This is a genomic window from Kordiimonas lipolytica, from assembly GCF_001550065.1.
Genome location: NZ_LRUB01000020.1, coordinates 1 through 15,681 on the forward strand (window position 1 = coordinate 1; position 15,681 = coordinate 15,681).

General features: G+C 50.9%; 16 protein-coding genes. 6 read left to right on the plus strand and 10 right to left on the minus strand.

Annotated features, from left to right (window positions below; translation table 11 throughout):
* The 4 genes from istA (KORM41_RS10320) to KORM41_RS10335 form a co-directional block, all read right to left on the minus strand.
* A partial coding sequence (istA, locus tag KORM41_RS10320) for an IS21 family transposase (RefSeq protein ID WP_156431867.1) occupies positions 1–876 on the minus strand: 876 nt, incomplete at its 3' end.
* Between the two features lie 418 nt (positions 877–1,294).
* A complete protein-coding gene (locus tag KORM41_RS10325; protein ID WP_068147237.1) occupies positions 1,295–2,095 on the minus strand; it encodes an aspartate/glutamate racemase family protein in 801 nt (266 codons plus the stop codon).
* A gap of 71 nt (positions 2,096–2,166) precedes the next feature.
* Positions 2,167–2,730, minus strand: a complete 564-nt coding sequence (locus KORM41_RS10330) for a peptidylprolyl isomerase (RefSeq protein WP_068147240.1) — start codon at positions 2,728–2,730, stop codon at positions 2,167–2,169.
* 49 nt (positions 2,731–2,779) lie between these two features.
* Positions 2,780–4,006, minus strand: coding sequence for a M24 family metallopeptidase (locus tag KORM41_RS10335; RefSeq protein WP_068147243.1), 1,227 nt, complete (start codon positions 4,004–4,006; stop codon positions 2,780–2,782).
* Between the two features lie 390 nt (positions 4,007–4,396).
* Here KORM41_RS10335 and glmS point away from each other — a divergent pair, with 390 nt between their 5' ends.
* The gene (gene glmS / locus KORM41_RS10340) at positions 4,397–4,870 is read left to right on the plus strand and encodes a methylaspartate mutase subunit S (protein ID WP_380084442.1); all 474 of its coding nucleotides are present in this window, start codon (positions 4,397–4,399) and stop codon (positions 4,868–4,870) included.
* Positions 4,871–5,052: 182 nt separating this feature from the next.
* Here glmS and istB read toward each other — a convergent pair whose 3' ends face one another.
* Positions 5,053–5,835, minus strand: coding sequence for an IS21-like element helper ATPase IstB (gene istB / locus KORM41_RS10345; RefSeq protein WP_068147246.1), 783 nt, complete (start codon positions 5,833–5,835; stop codon positions 5,053–5,055).
* Complete coding sequence (istA, locus tag KORM41_RS10350) at positions 5,825–7,348, minus strand: IS21 family transposase (RefSeq protein WP_068147307.1); 1,524 nt, start codon at positions 7,346–7,348, stop codon at positions 5,825–5,827. The genes istB and istA (KORM41_RS10350) overlap by 11 nt, the downstream gene beginning before the upstream one ends.
* Before the next feature lie 51 nt (positions 7,349–7,399).
* Here istA (KORM41_RS10350) and KORM41_RS10355 point away from each other — a divergent pair, with 51 nt between their 5' ends.
* Entirely contained in the window at positions 7,400–7,663 is a 264-nt protein-coding gene (locus KORM41_RS10355) for a hypothetical protein (RefSeq protein ID WP_068147248.1), read from the plus strand.
* Positions 7,664–7,999: 336 nt separating this feature from the next.
* Here KORM41_RS10355 and KORM41_RS10360 read toward each other — a convergent pair whose 3' ends face one another.
* The 3 genes from KORM41_RS10360 to KORM41_RS10370 form a co-directional block, all read right to left on the minus strand.
* Positions 8,000–8,863 (minus strand): hypothetical protein, encoded by an 864-nt coding sequence (locus KORM41_RS10360; RefSeq protein ID WP_068147251.1) that lies wholly within the window; start codon positions 8,861–8,863, stop codon positions 8,000–8,002.
* A 130-nt stretch (positions 8,864–8,993) separates the two neighbouring features.
* Complete coding sequence (locus KORM41_RS10365) at positions 8,994–9,686, minus strand: hypothetical protein (RefSeq protein WP_068147254.1); 693 nt, start codon at positions 9,684–9,686, stop codon at positions 8,994–8,996.
* Positions 9,687–9,695: 9 nt separating this feature from the next.
* Complete coding sequence (locus KORM41_RS10370) at positions 9,696–10,055, minus strand: metal-dependent hydrolase (RefSeq protein WP_068147257.1); 360 nt, start codon at positions 10,053–10,055, stop codon at positions 9,696–9,698.
* Positions 10,056–10,745: 690 nt separating this feature from the next.
* Here KORM41_RS10370 and KORM41_RS10375 point away from each other — a divergent pair.
* Positions 10,746–11,432: a hypothetical protein gene (locus tag KORM41_RS10375; protein ID WP_068147260.1), complete on the plus strand. Its 687-nt coding sequence runs from the start codon at positions 10,746–10,748 to the stop codon at positions 11,430–11,432.
* A gap of 56 nt (positions 11,433–11,488) precedes the next feature.
* On the opposite strand, the gene KORM41_RS10380 is transcribed toward KORM41_RS10375, so the two are convergent.
* Positions 11,489–11,956, minus strand: coding sequence for a hypothetical protein (locus KORM41_RS10380; protein ID WP_068147263.1), 468 nt, complete (start codon positions 11,954–11,956; stop codon positions 11,489–11,491).
* A gap of 217 nt (positions 11,957–12,173) precedes the next feature.
* Between KORM41_RS10380 and KORM41_RS10385 the strand changes: the two genes are divergently transcribed.
* The 3 genes from KORM41_RS10385 to KORM41_RS22495 are packed head-to-tail and all read left to right on the plus strand — an operon-like array spanning position 12,174 to position 15,588.
* On the plus strand, positions 12,174–13,421 hold the full coding sequence (locus KORM41_RS10385) for a CBASS cGAMP synthase (RefSeq protein WP_068147267.1): 1,248 nt from the start codon (positions 12,174–12,176) through the stop codon (positions 13,419–13,421).
* 2 nt (positions 13,422–13,423) lie between these two features.
* Positions 13,424–15,094 carry a ThiF family adenylyltransferase gene (locus tag KORM41_RS10390; RefSeq protein ID WP_068147270.1) on the plus strand — a complete coding sequence of 557 codons (1,671 nt, stop codon included), beginning with the start codon at positions 13,424–13,426 and terminating at the stop codon, positions 15,092–15,094.
* Positions 15,076–15,588: a Mov34/MPN/PAD-1 family protein gene (locus KORM41_RS22495; protein WP_068147273.1), complete on the plus strand. Its 513-nt coding sequence runs from the start codon at positions 15,076–15,078 to the stop codon at positions 15,586–15,588. Before KORM41_RS10390 ends, KORM41_RS22495 begins: the two co-directional genes overlap by 19 nt.
* Positions 15,589–15,681 lie beyond the last annotated feature (93 nt).

Sequence of the window (15,681 nt, forward strand, 5' to 3'; positions counted from 1 at the left end):
CGCCAGATCAGCCTGCAGCCGGTCCCCGATGCTCACCTTGTGCCCTGACAGGACATCTGACTGCCGCCTGGTACAAGCGTCCTCCAGATAGTCGTTGAAAGCGTCAAAGCTGGCGAAGGACGGAATGGGGACCATGAAGGTCCGGCGCATATAGCCGACCATGCCTTCAACCTTGCCCTTATCGTTGCCCTTGCCGGGGCGGCCATAGCGGTCCTCTATCAGATAGTGGGACAGGAAGGCCGAGAAGCTGTCGGTCCGCTTGCGCGTGCCATCCGGCAGAATGCGAGATACAAGACAGCGGTCATTGTCGTACAGGACCGACTGCGGCACAGCGCCAAAGAAGGCAAAGGCATGGTTGTGGCCGTCCAGCCAGGCCTCCGTCGTGGCCCGGGGATAGGCCCTGACATAACAGGCATCGCTATGCGGCAGGTCCAGCACGAAGAAGTGGGCCTTCTGCCGCACCCCGCCGATGACCACCTGGGCCTCGCCGAAGTCCGCCTGCGCGTGACCGGGGGTGTGGCTCAGCGGTACATAGACCTCGCGGCTGGTCCGACGGTACTCTCTCACATAGTCCTTGATGATCGTATAACCGCCATCAAAGCCATACTCGGAGCGTAGGCGCTCGAAGATACGCTTCGCTGTATGGCGCTGCTTGCGCCCTACCTGGCGGTCACCCTCCAGAATACTGTCGATGATGTCGGTGTAGCCATCAAGCTTGGGACGCCTGACCGGCACTGAGCGCCGGTAGCCCGGCGGCTCTGAATGCGAGAGCATCTTCGCGACTGTGTCACGGCTGATCCCGAAACGCCGGGCAGCCTCCCGGTTGCTCAGGCCTTGCACATGGCACGCAAGGCGAACCCTTCTGTATAAATCCACTGAATAAATCCTCCGGCCCTCCCATCAAATGGAAAAGCCAAAAAGTGGCAGACTTTTACTCCGCCCGCAGCAACACAACGCCGCCGCTTCAGTGGCCTACTTTTACACCGCCCTATACACATCAAACACAGAACACTGCAACACACTTAAACTTTAACAAATAGTGAATTGTTTGGAGCGTGATATGTTGGGAAACCAAACTAAATTCTTTCAATGTTTTAACAGCACCAACTCCAACCCCTTATCCCAAAAAAACTGCCCTCACATGCGGCAGTTCAAGTACAATCCACAGAAAAAATATAGCCCGTCTTCAATAAGGAAGACGGGCTATCTATCACCATCCCCGCTGGGGGAAGAGAGAGAGGGGGGGGCAATATCGGCGGGGTCAGGTGTCTTTGGTCTCATGACCCCAAATACTCTAACCAATTTCTACCCTGCACCCGATTGCAGGTGGAACGGCGAACAGCTCGAAGGCCTCAATCTCGGATTCAGGCGGAGCTTGCTGGCCAACTCCATTACTTTGCATCCAGCCAAAGGTCTTCTTTTGCCATGCCAGCAACTCTGCCATTTTGAAAGATGCGAATGCTGGGTCGATCACCGGCACATTGAGGGCGTCTTGAATGGCTCGATACATACCGAAAGTATAGGTGCAGCCCATAACGATCACATCGGCGCCATCTTCTTCAATTGCCCGACGTCCTAGGTCGATTATTTTCGTCACTGTAGTTGCGACATCATCTCGCAAATCAGCGGCGTCAATTTCCATTGGCAACACGGACGACAATCGATCTGCATATCCATAGTGACGAACCAATTCTTCCACATGCGAAATCCAATGTTTCGCTCCCACCAGGACTGAAAATTTAGCACCAAGCGAGGACGCAACCTGAAGACTGGCTTGACATGAGCCAACTATTACCGTGGAGCGACTTAGCTCGCGTGCCGCCGCTATATGCGGATCCATAAAACAACCAATTATCACTGCATCGAAACCTTCGCGCTCAGCCTTTCGGATTGCTCGCAACATGTCGGGCCCAACAAAAGTTTCATAAGTGCGGTATTCTAGATTTGTAAGCTTGGGAACGCTAGCAAGTGACCAAATCTCAGCTTCTGTCTCCGGCGCACAAATTTCGGACAAAACAGAGCCAAGCTCCCGCTCTTGTCCTAACGCGCTCACCGTTTTCAGGAGCATTATCTTTACTTTCTTCGCCTCTGTCATTGACAACTCCTTTTATCATACCAAACATCACACTGCCCTCGAGCAGTGATATCGACGAACTCTGCGACCGATTATACACGAGCCTCAGGCACTTCTCTCTCAATCTGAAACTCAAGATTATCGACCTGCCTATATGTCACGCCTTTGATTTCCACTTCGTTTTCGAGAAATGGCTCGGTGCCCGCTCGTAGGTAAATGGCCTGCACAACATCTTTGCCGCTTATTACCTCACCAAAGGCTGAAAAGCCCTGCCCATCCGGATTCCGCCTACCGCCATAATCAAGTTCCGGCTCATCTTCCAGACAAATGAAAAAGCCAGCGTACGCCGTTCCCACCCCAAACCTTGGCTGTGAAACGGCATACTTTCGGTGTTTCAAGCCGGTTATTTCCGTAGTTTCCATTTGTAGTGGATCTTGCCTCGCGTCTGCGGAGTATTTAATGCCGCCTTGAATGATGTGAATCTTTGGTACTCCGCCTGGCTGGTTCCCTTCATTTAAGACACGAAAAAAGCTGGTCCCCCCAAAACGGCCAAGGTCAGCATTTTCTCGGAAATATGCGCATGTCTTCGGCGCCAAATCCGTCCGCAGCAGTATAGAAACAGTTCCCAATTCTGTATCAATTTCGGCAATCAACATAAAACTTCCAATACATACAGATCGTCAAACAGGCGTTAACTGCCTGTGATCAGCAAAAAAATGGAGAGTCAATCGAAGGGCTGGGCTGTGTGAACCAAGTCGGGCCGTCGGTTGACATAAAGAAATGATCTTCCAAACGCATACCGAATTTACCTGGCACGCATATCGTAGGTTCACAGCTAAAACACATACCTTCCTGAAGCGCGGTCGTGTCAGCGAGGTTTAAATAAGGCCATTCGTGTATTTCGAGGCCTATTCCATGCCCAGTACGATGTGGCAGCCCAGGCAATTCATACCCCGGACCTAACCCCCTTGCCTCAAGAAAATTTCTCACTGCAAGGTCCACATCGCTACACTTCGCCCCTGGCTGCGCGGCCGCTTTAAACCCGGCCATTTGAGCCTCTTGTTCAGTTTTCCAGATTTCTCGCTGATAGGATGTGGGTTCGCCGAAGACGTATGTTCGAGTTATATCCGATTTGTATCCGGCGACTTGGCACCCGGTATCAATCAGCACGACGTCACCTTCCCGCAACACCTGCTGACAACGTACGCCGTGAGGATAGGAAGAAGCATCCCCAAATAACACCGAGCAAAAATACGAACCCTGCTTCGCGCCAATTGCCTTGTGAGCTGCATCGATAAATGCTTTAAGCTCACCGGCCTCAAGCCCACAGTCCAGTACTGATCGACAACTTTGTTGAACCTCGAGCGTCATGTTCATGGCGGCTTGTATGCAGGCAAGTTCACTCTCAGACTTTATCATGCGGCAGGTTGCTGTAATTGATTTTGCATTGACCAACTTGACACCAGGTAGGCTGGATTGAATTTCACTCACATGAAAAAAGGGGGTTCGCTCATCCACAGCCAGCACCCCACTTGACCCCGCAGATTTTTTCAAAAACCAATCCGCCAATCCTATATAGGGAGACTCGTGTTCCTCCCAGCACCTGACCTCACCACTCTGGTAACCGAATTCACTAAATGTCCCCAACTCAAATGATGGTACAAAGAAGCAGAGGTCACCTGACTGATTCAGCAATGCCCCCAACAATCTCTCTCTAGAGAAGAGTTCAATACCGGTGAAATAGGCCAAATTGGGACCCGCGTTCAGAAAGACTGCGCTAATCCCACTTTCTGCCATCAACTGACAGGCCTTTTTTATCCTTTGCGCAAACTCATCTTGCGGCACTGTTGGCAGATCGGGAAGTCTGAGGCTACGCAATCGGCTGAGCTCTCCTTCCATCGCATTCCCTTTACCGTTCAGTGCTCCAAACATGCGCCAACTCCCAATTTATTTAAATGGCATATTTTTTATATAAGTTAATTTTTTATATTGATCAATTATTAATTGAACCAACCAAATCCACGTATACCTGAGCCTAGGCGACACCAACTGATGAAACCCTGAAAATCTGCGCAGCAGAATGACACAAAGGGAGGCTATAAACATGCAGCCCAACCCAAAAGAACGCCCACTTCACACAAGAAATGAAGATTTTATCTCACCGCCACCACACGGCCAGGACCATTTTTTCACTTGAATCATATTTTTTGATATAACAAAAATTATTTTCTGATTTTTATTTTTATCAAAATATCACTAATTACAAAGTTGCTTTTACGTTTGTTCGAGGTGATCATTTTGTCGGTAAAAATCAATTCTACGATCAAAGTTGTTCTCGGGGTTATCGGCGCGGACTGCCATGCTGTCGGCAATACGATTTTGAACAGCTTTCTGAGCCAGCAAGGGTTTGCAGTCATCAACCTAGGTGTGATGGTCAGCCAAGATGAATTCATCGACGCAGCTATTGAGACGAACGCTGATGCAATTCTAGTTTCGTCTATATACGGTCACGGCGAAATTGACTGCTTCGGCTTCAGAGCCAAGTGCGAAGAACGAGGTGTAGGTCAAATAGTCCTATACATCGGTGGCAATCTAGTAGTTGGAAAGCGGCCCTGCGTTGAGGTGGCGGAGCTATTTCAAGCGATGGGTTTTGATCGAGTTTTTCCACCCAACTCGGACCTTCACGACATGTGTGACCTTCTACACAACGACGTGACGCGGATGCGTCAAGAGCTTTCAACTGCATTCAAGCAAGAGCTTCCGGAGTTAGATAACTCCTTTGCCTCCGCGCCTTGAGATAAAAAATGGCAATCATCTCGATTGATATCGGATCGACTTGGACCAAGGGGGCTCTATTTGCAGAGCGGGAAGGTGCTCTTGTCCTGAACGACAGGGTGTTGATTTCCGCTAAGAAGTGACCCGGTGTTTTCACCGAGAATTGACCCGGGTGAGATTATGTTTCGGGTCTTAGTTATGGGTCAAGATGGGTTTTTCTCCTTTTTTGTTTTGATCTCCCTTGCGGAACTGTTCCTGAAGCGGAAGCTGTCGTTTCCAGTCTCAAGGATGTGGCAGTGATGGGTGAGGCGGTCGAGGAGCGCGGTAGTCATCTTGGCATCGCCGAACACGCTGGCCCATTCGCTGAAGCTGAGATTGGTGGTGATGATGACGCTGGTGCGTTCATAGAGCTTGCTCAGCAGGTGGAAGAGCAAAGCTCCGCCCGATGCACTGAACGGCAGGTAACCGAGTTCATCGAGGATCACGAGGTCGGTATGGAGCAGCCGGTTGGCAATCTGCCCTGTTTTGCCCTGGACCTTCTCCTGTTCGAGCGCATTGACGAGCTCGACGGTGGAGAAGAAGCGGACCCGCTTCCGGTGATACTCGATAGCCTGGACCCCGAGCGCCGTGGCCAGATGGGTCTTTCCGGTACCGGGACCGCCGACCAGCACCACATTGTCGGCACCGTCGATGAAGTCACCTTGATGCAACTGGCGCACCAGAGCCTCTTCCACCTCGCTGTCGGCGAAGTCGAAGCCGGCGAGGTCCCGGTAAGCCGGGAAGCGGGCGACCTTGAGCTGATAGGCGACCGACCGCATCTCGCGTTCCGCGGTCTCGGCCTTGAGGAGCTGGGACAGGACCGGGACTGCCGCCTCGAAGACTGGCGCGCCCTGGGCCATGAGATCGGTGACAGCCTGGGCCATGCCGTGCATCTTCAGGCTTCGGAGCATGACGACGATGGCACCGCTTGCGGGATCATGACGCATGGCGGCTCTCCCGGCAAAGGGCATCGTAACGCTCGACATCGGCCACCGGTTCGCTGACCAGCCGGAGCGCCTGTGGCGCCCTCACCGGCAGCGCAGGGGCCTGTTTGGGGTCAAGGAGCCGGTACAGCAAGTTGAGGATATGGGTCTTGGTCGGCACCCCGGCATCGAGCGCCATGGCAACCGCTGTGAGCACAGCCTGTTCGTCATGATGCAGGATCAGAGCCAGAATCTCGACCATCTCGCGGTCACCGCCAGCATGGCCCATGAGATGCTGCTGCAGCTTCCGGAAGGCCTCCGGCAGGTCGAGGAACGGCGCCCCGTTCCTGAGGGCGCCCGGCTTGCGCTGGACGACGGCCAGATAATGACGCCAGTCATAAACGGTCCGCCCCGGCCTGTCGTGGGACCGGTCGATGATACGCTGGTGTTCGCAGATGACGGCGCCCTCGGCGACGACCAGGAAGCGGTCGGGATAGACGCGCAGGCTGACCGGCCGGTTGGCGAAGGAGGCCGGTACGCTATAGCGGTTGCGCTCCAGATGCACGAGGCAGGTCGGCGAGACCCGCTTGCCATATTCGACAAAGCCGTCGAACGGCCGGCCTGCCGGCATCAAGCTTTCCACCTCATCCGCCCAGGCATCGGCAACCGAGCCGACTTCGGTGCCGTGCGGGATCTCGTGCCAGAGCGCCTTGCAGCGCGCCTCAAGCCACCGGTTCAGGGCATCGAGGCTCTCGGCCTGCGGTGTCGGCTGCCACAGGCGGTGCCGCGCATCCCGTACGTTCTTCTCGACCTGCCCCTTCTCCCAGCCTGCCGCCGGGTTACAGAACTCGGCTTCAAACAGATAATGGCTGACCAAGGTCTGGAAGCGGGCGTTGACGCTCCGCTCCTTGCCGCGCCCGACCTTGTCGACGGCCGTGCGCATGTTATCGTAGATGCCCCGGCGCGGCACCCCGCCCAGCACCCTGAAGGCATGATTGTGGGCGTCGAACAGCATCTCGTGGGTCTGCAACAGATAGGCGCGCACGAGGAAAGCCCGGCTATAGGCGAGCTTGAAGTGGGCAACCTGCAGCTTGGTGCGCACGCCGGCGATGATCGCCCAGTCCTCGCTCCAGTCGAACTGGAACGCCTCGCCCGGCGCGAAGGACAAGGGCACGAAGGTACCTCGTCCGCCCAGATGCTGCTGACGACGATAGTCCTCATGCCAGGCCCGAGCAAAAGCCGCCACACGGCCGTAAGAACCCTCGTAGCCGAGGCTCACCAGATCGGCATGCAACTGCTTGATCGTCCGCTTCTGCTTGCGGGGACGGCCCATCTCCCGCTTCAGCCAGAGCGAAAGCCGCTCGGTATACGGGTCCAGCTTGCTCGGCCGTTCCGGCACCCTGAACTGTGGTTCGATCGTGTCCGATCGCAGATATTTGCGAATGGTATTACGGGATAGTCCTGTCCGCCGCGCTATCTCCCGGATCGACAGATGATCCCGGTGATGCCAGCGCCTGATAACGCTCAAAAACGCCATGTCCAACACTCCATCTTCCCCTGCTCATCAATGCCAGGGGGTGAGTTCAACATGGGTCAATTCTCAATGGAAATTTATCACTCTACCGGGTCACTTCTCAGCGGAAATCAACAAAGTCAGGTTGAGATAGCGAATGAAGTATTCACCGTTAGCCCCCAGGAACTCGAAGATGCCAAAAACGTAATTACTCTTAGCAATGAAGCTCGTGGCGATGGAAAGGCTGCAACTTCAATTGATAACAAAATGATTGACCCTCCCGTTGTATTACGTGCACAAGCCATGTTGACTCGTCGTACTCGACAAGTCAGCACTTAAGACACTCTACCTATCGCTTTTGGCGAAAAGCAGCTAAATAGCGACGCCATTTCAGTGACTGCTCGTAGGCGCATTGCAGTCGCACTCGCTGAGGAACACACATAACTTTTTCATGATTTTTAGCCACTGGGCGGCCCAAATATCTCAAGTGGCTAACTACAAAAAATCTGAAAATTAATTGTAGAATTGGCAATAGGTTGGCTTTAAAGGCCTCAACTCGCCCACACTCGCTGAAAGGGTAATAGTTCTGCCAAGCTTTCTCTAGCTTGCCCCACTAATTGGCGTAGATGAGCGCCTCGAAATTGTTCGCTATAGCGATAAAGATAAGCGTTCTCACTATGGAAGATGCACCATGGTCGAATTATCATCCTCCTCCTGCAACTCAGGTACATCCCCAATAGGACACAGTTTGTTATCCTGAATCTCAATAGGGAAATCCCATGGGCCATGGCGATCCAAGAGCATTTCATCAACATGGTTTTTAGCCAACAAGTCAGTCCAAAACATACCAAGCTTTAGAGATATCATCTTTGGATATCCTTCAAGATTGAGTACCGTGGTCACTTCCAAACATCCTTCTTCATTCTTGTAGCCAGCCTGGAGCACACCCTTCATGCCATCGCCAATATCAAATGCAACACCATGCATGACAGTGATCGCATGAAGTATCACCAAAGCTCGGGCATCATCCAGCTTATCACTGTTGCACGCCGTCATCAGGCCGTTCTTGAGCATCACCTGCTTAAAGTCGTCAAAAACCCCCTTTGCACGCAAGGCCGGGTTCCAAATCAAGCGGTCACCGAAGTTGTGGGCGAGGAGTTTTTCGGCTGGACTTAGATGAATCCCTTTTGGGCCCTGTCGTAGTTTGTCGATTGCTGACCCGAGCACCGAGCCGGCCTTGCGCCTTTTGAGTCCGCCTGAAAGCCTGGCAACTTGTTCATCTGTAGCCATCCTAAAGTTTGACTCCGCGCGGTCAAAGATTTGCTCGATGCTGGCTCCGTTAGGATTTAATGCATGATCAATGAGTGGTTTGAATGTTGTGCGCATATCACGAATGCGGTCAGTAATAGGTCCTCGGTTCCGAAAGTCTGGATGCGCGGCGAAATCGGCGAGTTCTCTGAAACTTGCTCGGCCATAGGTTGAGGATCGCAGTCCTGCAAAGAGCTTCGTTACGTCGTCAGGCCGCAGATCGCCGCTCATCAGGCGGTTAAGCCGCGCCCTTAGCTGCTCATCATGCAGTCTCTTTGTGCTCGACAATTTGCCCACGCGCCATTTACCTTATACGCTTGAAATTGAATAGATCCAGACTTAGTCCGGGGGAAAACGTTGCCTAGGCCGTACCGTTTTTTCGATCTTGGTATCGCTTGTCCCATAATTGAAAAATCTCCGCGACCTGATGAGCGAAAATGTCGTGCTCATCCCCCACTAGAGGCACCTCCACCGTCGAGTAGCTTTTCCCGCGCATGACGTCCAATATCCTGATTTCATCGAGATGCACATGGGGTAATGCACAATGCAATTGCCACAGAGCTACACGCGCTGCTTCATCATTCAGCGCCGGCTTTTCACTAAAATACGGGTAGATATAGCGATTGCCCTTTCCGACAATTTCAAGAGCAAGGACATTGTTGACCTTAAACGCGATATCTTGGCCTTCCAAGATGACGGTTCCGACAGGGTTTTTGATTCTTTTGATCTCTTCGTTCATCCAACGCCGTTTTAGCAACCCCCACGACTTCAATCCGTCCGCCAACTGGGGGAACAGCCTTTTGCGGCGCGAATTTCCGCTGATCAGAGCCGCAACCATCTGATCAAAACCCTCTACATCTTGTTCAAAGATGCACTCCTTGAAGGCCGCCCACAACACACCGTGGAAGTCGCCTCCGCCACCGGAGCCACTCTCCGGGTTTTGCTCTTTTCGAATGCAAGCTGACACATCATTGAAGATCTCCTTGCGAGAGAGTTTTGCATCAGCGTAGGCAATTTTTATGATTTTGCTCAATCGAGCCTCATGCAAGGACATGTAGCGCTCCTACACCAAGGGCAGCCCTTTGGGCGTGATCGAATCCCGCAGCAAATGTGAAGCATATGCGACGCCAGCAATCAGCACGAACCACTTTAGGACCTTTTCGTAGCCCTCTTTCGGTTCCCATTTCGTCAGCTTGTACATGCCGACACCGAGAGTGCCGAGGAACACCCAAGAATGAAAGAAGTTTCTATGGTTGGGGTGGGAAGCGGGTTCAAACATGTCAGGCAACCTCGCCGCATATTTGCCGAGCAGAGCGCCTGTGGCCACATTCACCGCATGTGGATTGGCCTCGTCATTGTTGAAAGTAGCAAAGACACCCCCCGCAAACGCGCCGATAAATTCGTGTTCAATCCTGCTCGCCACTACTTTTCCTTCCGAACGCCTTTGAAGGGGGTTTTGCTAGACGTCTTCACATCCATAAACCGACCAGTTGATGTGTCGCGTTTCACATAATTCCCGCTTGGGGTTTGAGTCTGAGAACGCCCTCGGACCGCTCCGATCCTACGGCCATCTCCTTTTGGTGGGTTGGTTGCCAATTTTCATGCCTTTCTAACTGCTGTTTTTCTGAGTCTACTGACCCAACTCTGAAGCTAAAACAGGGGGGTGACAAAATCGGACGCGCGCATATTATAATTGCATAGATTGTGGATTGGGTAATGCAGCGATGCCAGAAGACAGATTTGAAAAAGTCATGCAGACCTTGGATTTGGCGGTGCATCTACAATCCTGTAAAACTCTAAAGTCACCAAGAATATTCAGAAGAGGGCTGGAATTGCGGCCACCTCTCACTCGAACGGGCGGGAACGAGGTGAGAACTTATACTGATTTGTAAATATTTCCTGTGCTCTTTTGATGAATCCGTGTCACTTTTGAACTAAGCTGCAGAAGAACGCTTTAATTTTGTTTAATTAATAGCCGCATTGGCGTTCTGATTTTCACGGTTGTCAACCAGAGCGCCCGGTTTCTTTTTGCCGACGAACGCTTGATAGTATCTTTCATAGGTAACCTATATCAACTGACATATAGGCGCTTAAAACTGCGAGGGGGCAGATCATGTACAGGGTTCTTTCTAAAAAATTGATTGTTATCGCCATTGTTTGGCTTGGCATTGGTGTTGGTTATTTTTTTAATGTGATCAGCGACCTGTTTCACATGGAGTTGAGAACAGCTCTTATCCCTGTCGTTGTTTGGTTGCTGATTAACACCCTCTTGCTGAGAGCTGTATGGCGGAAGCTTTGGAGTTGGTTCCCTATGTTGGGAAAGATAATTTTTCCCGACCTCAATGGCGACTGGGTGGTTACGCTGAATAGCAACTGGCCGCGAGTAAGCCAGTTGCTTGACGCGGCAAGCTCAAAAACCGAAGGCATTGATATGGCTTCTTGCAGGGATATGGATCTGGCGACCTTGAGTAGCATGACCTTGCGGGCAAGAATAGATCAATCGTGGTTTGGGATGGAGATGAGGCTCTACAATCCCGCCCAAAATACTCCCATCGAAGACTCACATACTATTCTCATAGAGCCGATAAAAGCAAACGGGCTCAAGAAACCAGGAATTTGCTATATGTACAGGCAAACCAATAAAACTGACAATGTGGCAGACGATGTGGAGTTCGATGGCTCGGCACGTCTGCAATATGATGCAGATTCAGATTGTCTGGAAGGGTACTTCTGGAGCAATCGGATGTGGCGAAGAGCCATGTGCACAGCTGGCACGATTACATTTACTCGCTTGGAGTAGGTAAAGTCAGGCGAGGGATAGTAAAATCCGGGCGACCCCAATGTATAGCTACTCGTCTATTGCTTTAGGTGCGTGGTTGCGAGTTCACGCAATGCATCACCTGTTGCTCCAGCCAGAGAAAGGAAGGCGTAGAAGCCTCCGAACATCAAGACTATCAGGATTAGAACCTCACCTTTGGACTTTGCGGTATCGCTGTGCTTCTCCTGAAGATCAAAAAGGTACTGTATTCCACCAAACAAGATATAGATCACGAGTAACCCTGAGCTGAGGTAAGAGAGTACAAAGAAAATGCGTTTGCCTGTGATTTGAGCGAGCGTCATAAGCGCCGCAACAACGATAAACCACCCCATTACTTTGAACCAAATTTCGGCCAGTGGTCTGCTGAATTTTGAAAGGGCATAGAATACAGCTGAGACGAAGTCGTCACTATCGCCAAAAAGGAAGACCTTCAGTTGATCTACAAGTGTCTGGGATTCATTGCCGTCGTTAGAACGAGTTGCTGACGACTTCTGGTTATTATCCATATAAAACGAAGCCTTATTCTCTAAAAATAGTCTGTTGGCCAGAGGTTAGAATGAGTCGATCTCTCCGACAATTTTGGCCCGCACCATATGAACGGACACCTTCTAAAGTAGTTTTTTGAGTAATTATCAAACATTTTGGGCACATCATCTTGATTAGTTTGGTTTGTTTACCACATAATATTGAATTAATTGAATCCATTTCATTAGGTCATTGAAAATGTCGCGACTAAACCTGCACAAAGTTTTCAAAGGGAAACTGTTTTCTCCCGGGTTTCTCAAAAACATTGAGGTTGTCTCCTCGGAGCGTGATGCGCTCTTGTCTGCCCGTTCTGAAATTCGTGATCATATCCGGCAGGAGTTTAAAGAATTGCCGGAAATGGCTAGTGCTCAGGTGGTCTTCTCGGAAGCTTTTTATAAGCACACACGCTACGATCACTCGCTCCAGCCTGATCTGGAGTTCAAACCCAAGTTTCTGACGCAGGGCTCCTTCCAATACAAAACGGTAAACTGGCCAGCGAAACTGCCGCCACAGCAAGTTGATCTTGATGATGGCATTTATGTGCCCATGCCTTTTTATCTGGGGCAACCTACACTAAAGGCGTCAGTATATTTTGATGTTGTGGAGCGGGCAATCTCCAAGCTGTGTGAGGATAAAGGCTGGCGCCTTGACACTTCAAAAAATTCCTGTGTTCGCGTGGAACTGAACAGCGGGAAGAGCCATATTGACTTGCCCTTGTACGGTGTGCCGGATAAAGAGTTCGATCGCCTTACCAAAGAGATGGCCTCCGACAGTCTGGATTTCTCTCAGACCTATATTTATGAGGCTATGAAAGACTATCGTAGCCCTTTCCGCATTGACAGTAACCAAGTGAAGCTGGCTACTCGAGAAGATGATTGGATTTTATCGGACCCTCAGAAAATTCATGATTGGTTTAACGACGCAGTACGCGATCATGGGGAACAGTTGCGTGATGTTTGCCGCCTTTTGAAGGCATGGCGAGATTACAACTGGAATGAATGCAAACTTTCATCAATCTCACTTATGACCGTCGCTGTAGAGGCATACGACAATGCTTTCGGCAATCCGGATGGATCCAGGCCAGCGGAAGATCGCCTGGATATAGCGCTCCTTCAGACAGCGCGATATCTGGCAGATGCACTGCACGGCGCCATCATCAATCCCGTTTTACCTGAGGAGCACAACAATCTGGCGTCAGGATGGAGTCAGCAGGAGCGAGGCGATTTCATCTTGAAGGCATATGAACTGGTCGAAAAAGTGGATCACGCGCTTAATGCTGGATTTCGCAAAGAGGCGGCGCTTGGACAGATCTGCGACGTATTTGGAGAACGTGTCCCAATGGAGGTTGGGCTCGTGGAATTCACAAACGGGCCAAAAGACGAAGTTCTTTCAACTGCACCAGCTTATCAAGCCGCACCGGAGGTGATGGAACACAAGTCTGGTTAAAAATGACTTTCCTACGTGTCATTAGAGATACCTTGGAAACCAAGGGGTACAAAGTTGACCGGTCCTTTCAAGACTTTGGTACGCGTTTCAGCGGGACGGAATCGCTGCAGGGCAAAGAGTTGCGGGTTGATATTGTTATCAGGGACGATGGGTTTGTTGAGAGGCCCAAATTTTATCTTCCAACCTTCGGCAACGCTGTAGGTATTCTGCCGCATCTCGATTCCTATAATAATTTCTGTTATTCCGCACCGGAAACCCTAATTCTGGACGCCACGCGGCCTGGCGAGGCTATCTTGCTGTGTAGGCAGATATTTCTGAAGGAATTGGACAAGGCCCTTTCCGGTCGTTGCTCTGATGAAATTCTGGATGAGTTTCGCTTCTACTGGCGAGGGCGAAGCATTGCCACAGATATTGATTCTACTTATGAAGGAGCGACGAGCCTCCATCGTTGGATAAACGAGGAGTATATGGTTTCTCTTCTGACCAATAATGATCGGTTGAAAGAGTTTTTTGCAAACCAGCATCCTCGAGAGCAGGGCTTCAAAGACTATACGACACCCGCACATGTTCTGAAATATTCGGAATCAGCACCATTTCTCAAGTTTCAACCGGATTTCCGATTTTTGTCAGATTACTTGAGTTGGCTCAAGGGTTTTGGCGGCAAGTTGGATGACCGCGTGCTCGAGCAGATGACGTCTGAACTGGGTAGATCTTGTCCGGTGTTTTTGAATGGCACGCTCGGCATGTATGGCTTGTGGCCGCAGGGACTGCCATTCAAACGCAAAAAGGGTAATGAATTCAAAAAGCCTGCCGTCCAGAAAGCGGCTTATCAAATGTTTGGATCCAAGATAGAGGTGAAACGTTTTTTTGGGCGAGATATTGGGGACCGTTATGTTTATGGGAGATCACTTGTGAGGCGGGCGACGCTGGAGGACAAGAGAATATGTATACTAGGTTGCGGTACAATCGGAAGCCATCTCGCAAAATTTTCAGCCCAATCCGGAGCGGGTTCAGGTAAAAACGCCGAGCTCAAACTTGTTGACAATCAACTACATGAACCGGGCAATATCGGGCGTCATTTGCTTGGACACACCGCTTTGGGGATTAGTAAGTCCGTGGCCTTAGCCAAGTTGCTGCAGGGCACATATCCAGGAAAGAACATTCAGGCTGTTGATCGGAATGCTGCAGAGGTATTTAATGGTTTGGGCGGATATGATTTGATCATTGATGCAACCGGAGACAGCACTTTTTCAAATGGGCTAAACCTGTTTCGTAAAAGTCAGGACCAATATCCGCCAGTCCTATTTGTGTGGCTTGAGGGCTTGGGTGCTGCTACGCAGGCCTTGTTGACCCTGGACAATGAACTGGCGTGTTACAGGTGTCTTGAACCGGACTTTGGCGAACGGCCGAGGTATTCCCCGCTTAAAGCACACAAAGAAACATATTTTGAAAGTGCGACATGTTCCGACGGGGCCTACATTCCCTATTCCGTTGCATCATCGGTGATGGCGGCTGGATTGGCCCTTGAGATGATGCTCGATTGGGCGGCGGGTCGCCCTGGGAAATCGTTACGTACAAGGCTGGTGGATACCGATCCACAAATCACCAAGACGGTTAAAGACACGTCACCCTCAAAGCACATAAGATGCCCCGTATGTTTTCCGACTTCATAGGCGACTTTGGACCGGAGGGAGGATACCTGCTTGTGCGGAAACCGGTGTTAGCCCAAATCGGTCTTCAATCTCGGGAAATACACTCGGGTAATGAAACCGGGGGTATTCTAATTGGGTCCTATCGGGGCCACCATATAGACATTACGTCAAGTACTGTCCAACAATCAAAGGATGTCGCATCCAGATTTAGGTTTCATCGGAAAGACAAGAATCATCATGGAATTGCCATGAAGGCTTGGGAGCAAAGTGGTGGATTTCAGACGTATCTAGGTGAATGGCATTCGCATCCAGAGGCGCATCCAACTCCGTCGGGTATTGATGCCTCCTCCTGGATAAGAGCGACGGAGGCAATAGGAAAGAAGATGGTGTTCATTATTGTAGGGCGACAATCTACATGGATTGGCTATACGTATTTTGATCGAAAAAAGTGTATGATTGGCCGCTCAAAACCGGCGAAGCCATTCGTGGCCGCGGATACACTTGTTCAAAATTGACTTGAAGCCTGTTTGTTGATGTTAAGGGTTTTGCGAGTCAGAATCTTATCGCGTGTTCGTCTTTTTCAGCTTTTCGGTTCTGGCTCTTTGCCA

What these genes read in the sequence shown, in the direction of transcription:
- KORM41_RS10325 (WP_068147237.1), bottom strand. Translation starts at nt 2,095, where the DNA reads ATGACAGAGGCGAAGAAAGTAAAGATAATGCTCCTGAAAACGGTGAGC.
- KORM41_RS10330 (WP_068147240.1), bottom strand. Translation starts at nt 2,730, where the DNA reads ATGTTGATTGCCGAAATTGATACAGAATTGGGAACTGTTTCTATACTG.
- KORM41_RS10335 (WP_068147243.1), bottom strand. Translation starts at nt 4,006, where the DNA reads ATGTTTGGAGCACTGAACGGTAAAGGGAATGCGATGGAAGGAGAGCTC.
- istB (WP_068147246.1), bottom strand. Translation starts at nt 5,835, where the DNA reads ATGCGTCATGATCCCGCAAGCGGTGCCATCGTCGTCATGCTCCGAAGC.
- istA (WP_068147307.1), bottom strand. Translation starts at nt 7,348, where the DNA reads ATGGCGTTTTTGAGCGTTATCAGGCGCTGGCATCACCGGGATCATCTG.
- KORM41_RS10355 (WP_068147248.1), top strand. Translation starts at nt 7,400, where the DNA reads ATGGGTCAATTCTCAATGGAAATTTATCACTCTACCGGGTCACTTCTC.
- KORM41_RS10360 (WP_068147251.1), bottom strand. Translation starts at nt 8,863, where the DNA reads ATGAGCGGCGATCTGCGGCCTGACGACGTAACGAAGCTCTTTGCAGGA.
- KORM41_RS10365 (WP_068147254.1), bottom strand. Translation starts at nt 9,686, where the DNA reads ATGTCCTTGCATGAGGCTCGATTGAGCAAAATCATAAAAATTGCCTAC.
- KORM41_RS10375 (WP_068147260.1), top strand. Translation starts at nt 10,746, where the DNA reads ATGTACAGGGTTCTTTCTAAAAAATTGATTGTTATCGCCATTGTTTGG.
- KORM41_RS10380 (WP_068147263.1), bottom strand. Translation starts at nt 11,956, where the DNA reads ATGGATAATAACCAGAAGTCGTCAGCAACTCGTTCTAACGACGGCAAT.
- KORM41_RS10385 (WP_068147267.1), top strand. Translation starts at nt 12,174, where the DNA reads ATGTCGCGACTAAACCTGCACAAAGTTTTCAAAGGGAAACTGTTTTCT.
- KORM41_RS10390 (WP_068147270.1), top strand. Translation starts at nt 13,424, where the DNA reads ATGACTTTCCTACGTGTCATTAGAGATACCTTGGAAACCAAGGGGTAC.
- KORM41_RS22495 (WP_068147273.1), top strand. Translation starts at nt 15,076, where the DNA reads ATGTTTTCCGACTTCATAGGCGACTTTGGACCGGAGGGAGGATACCTG.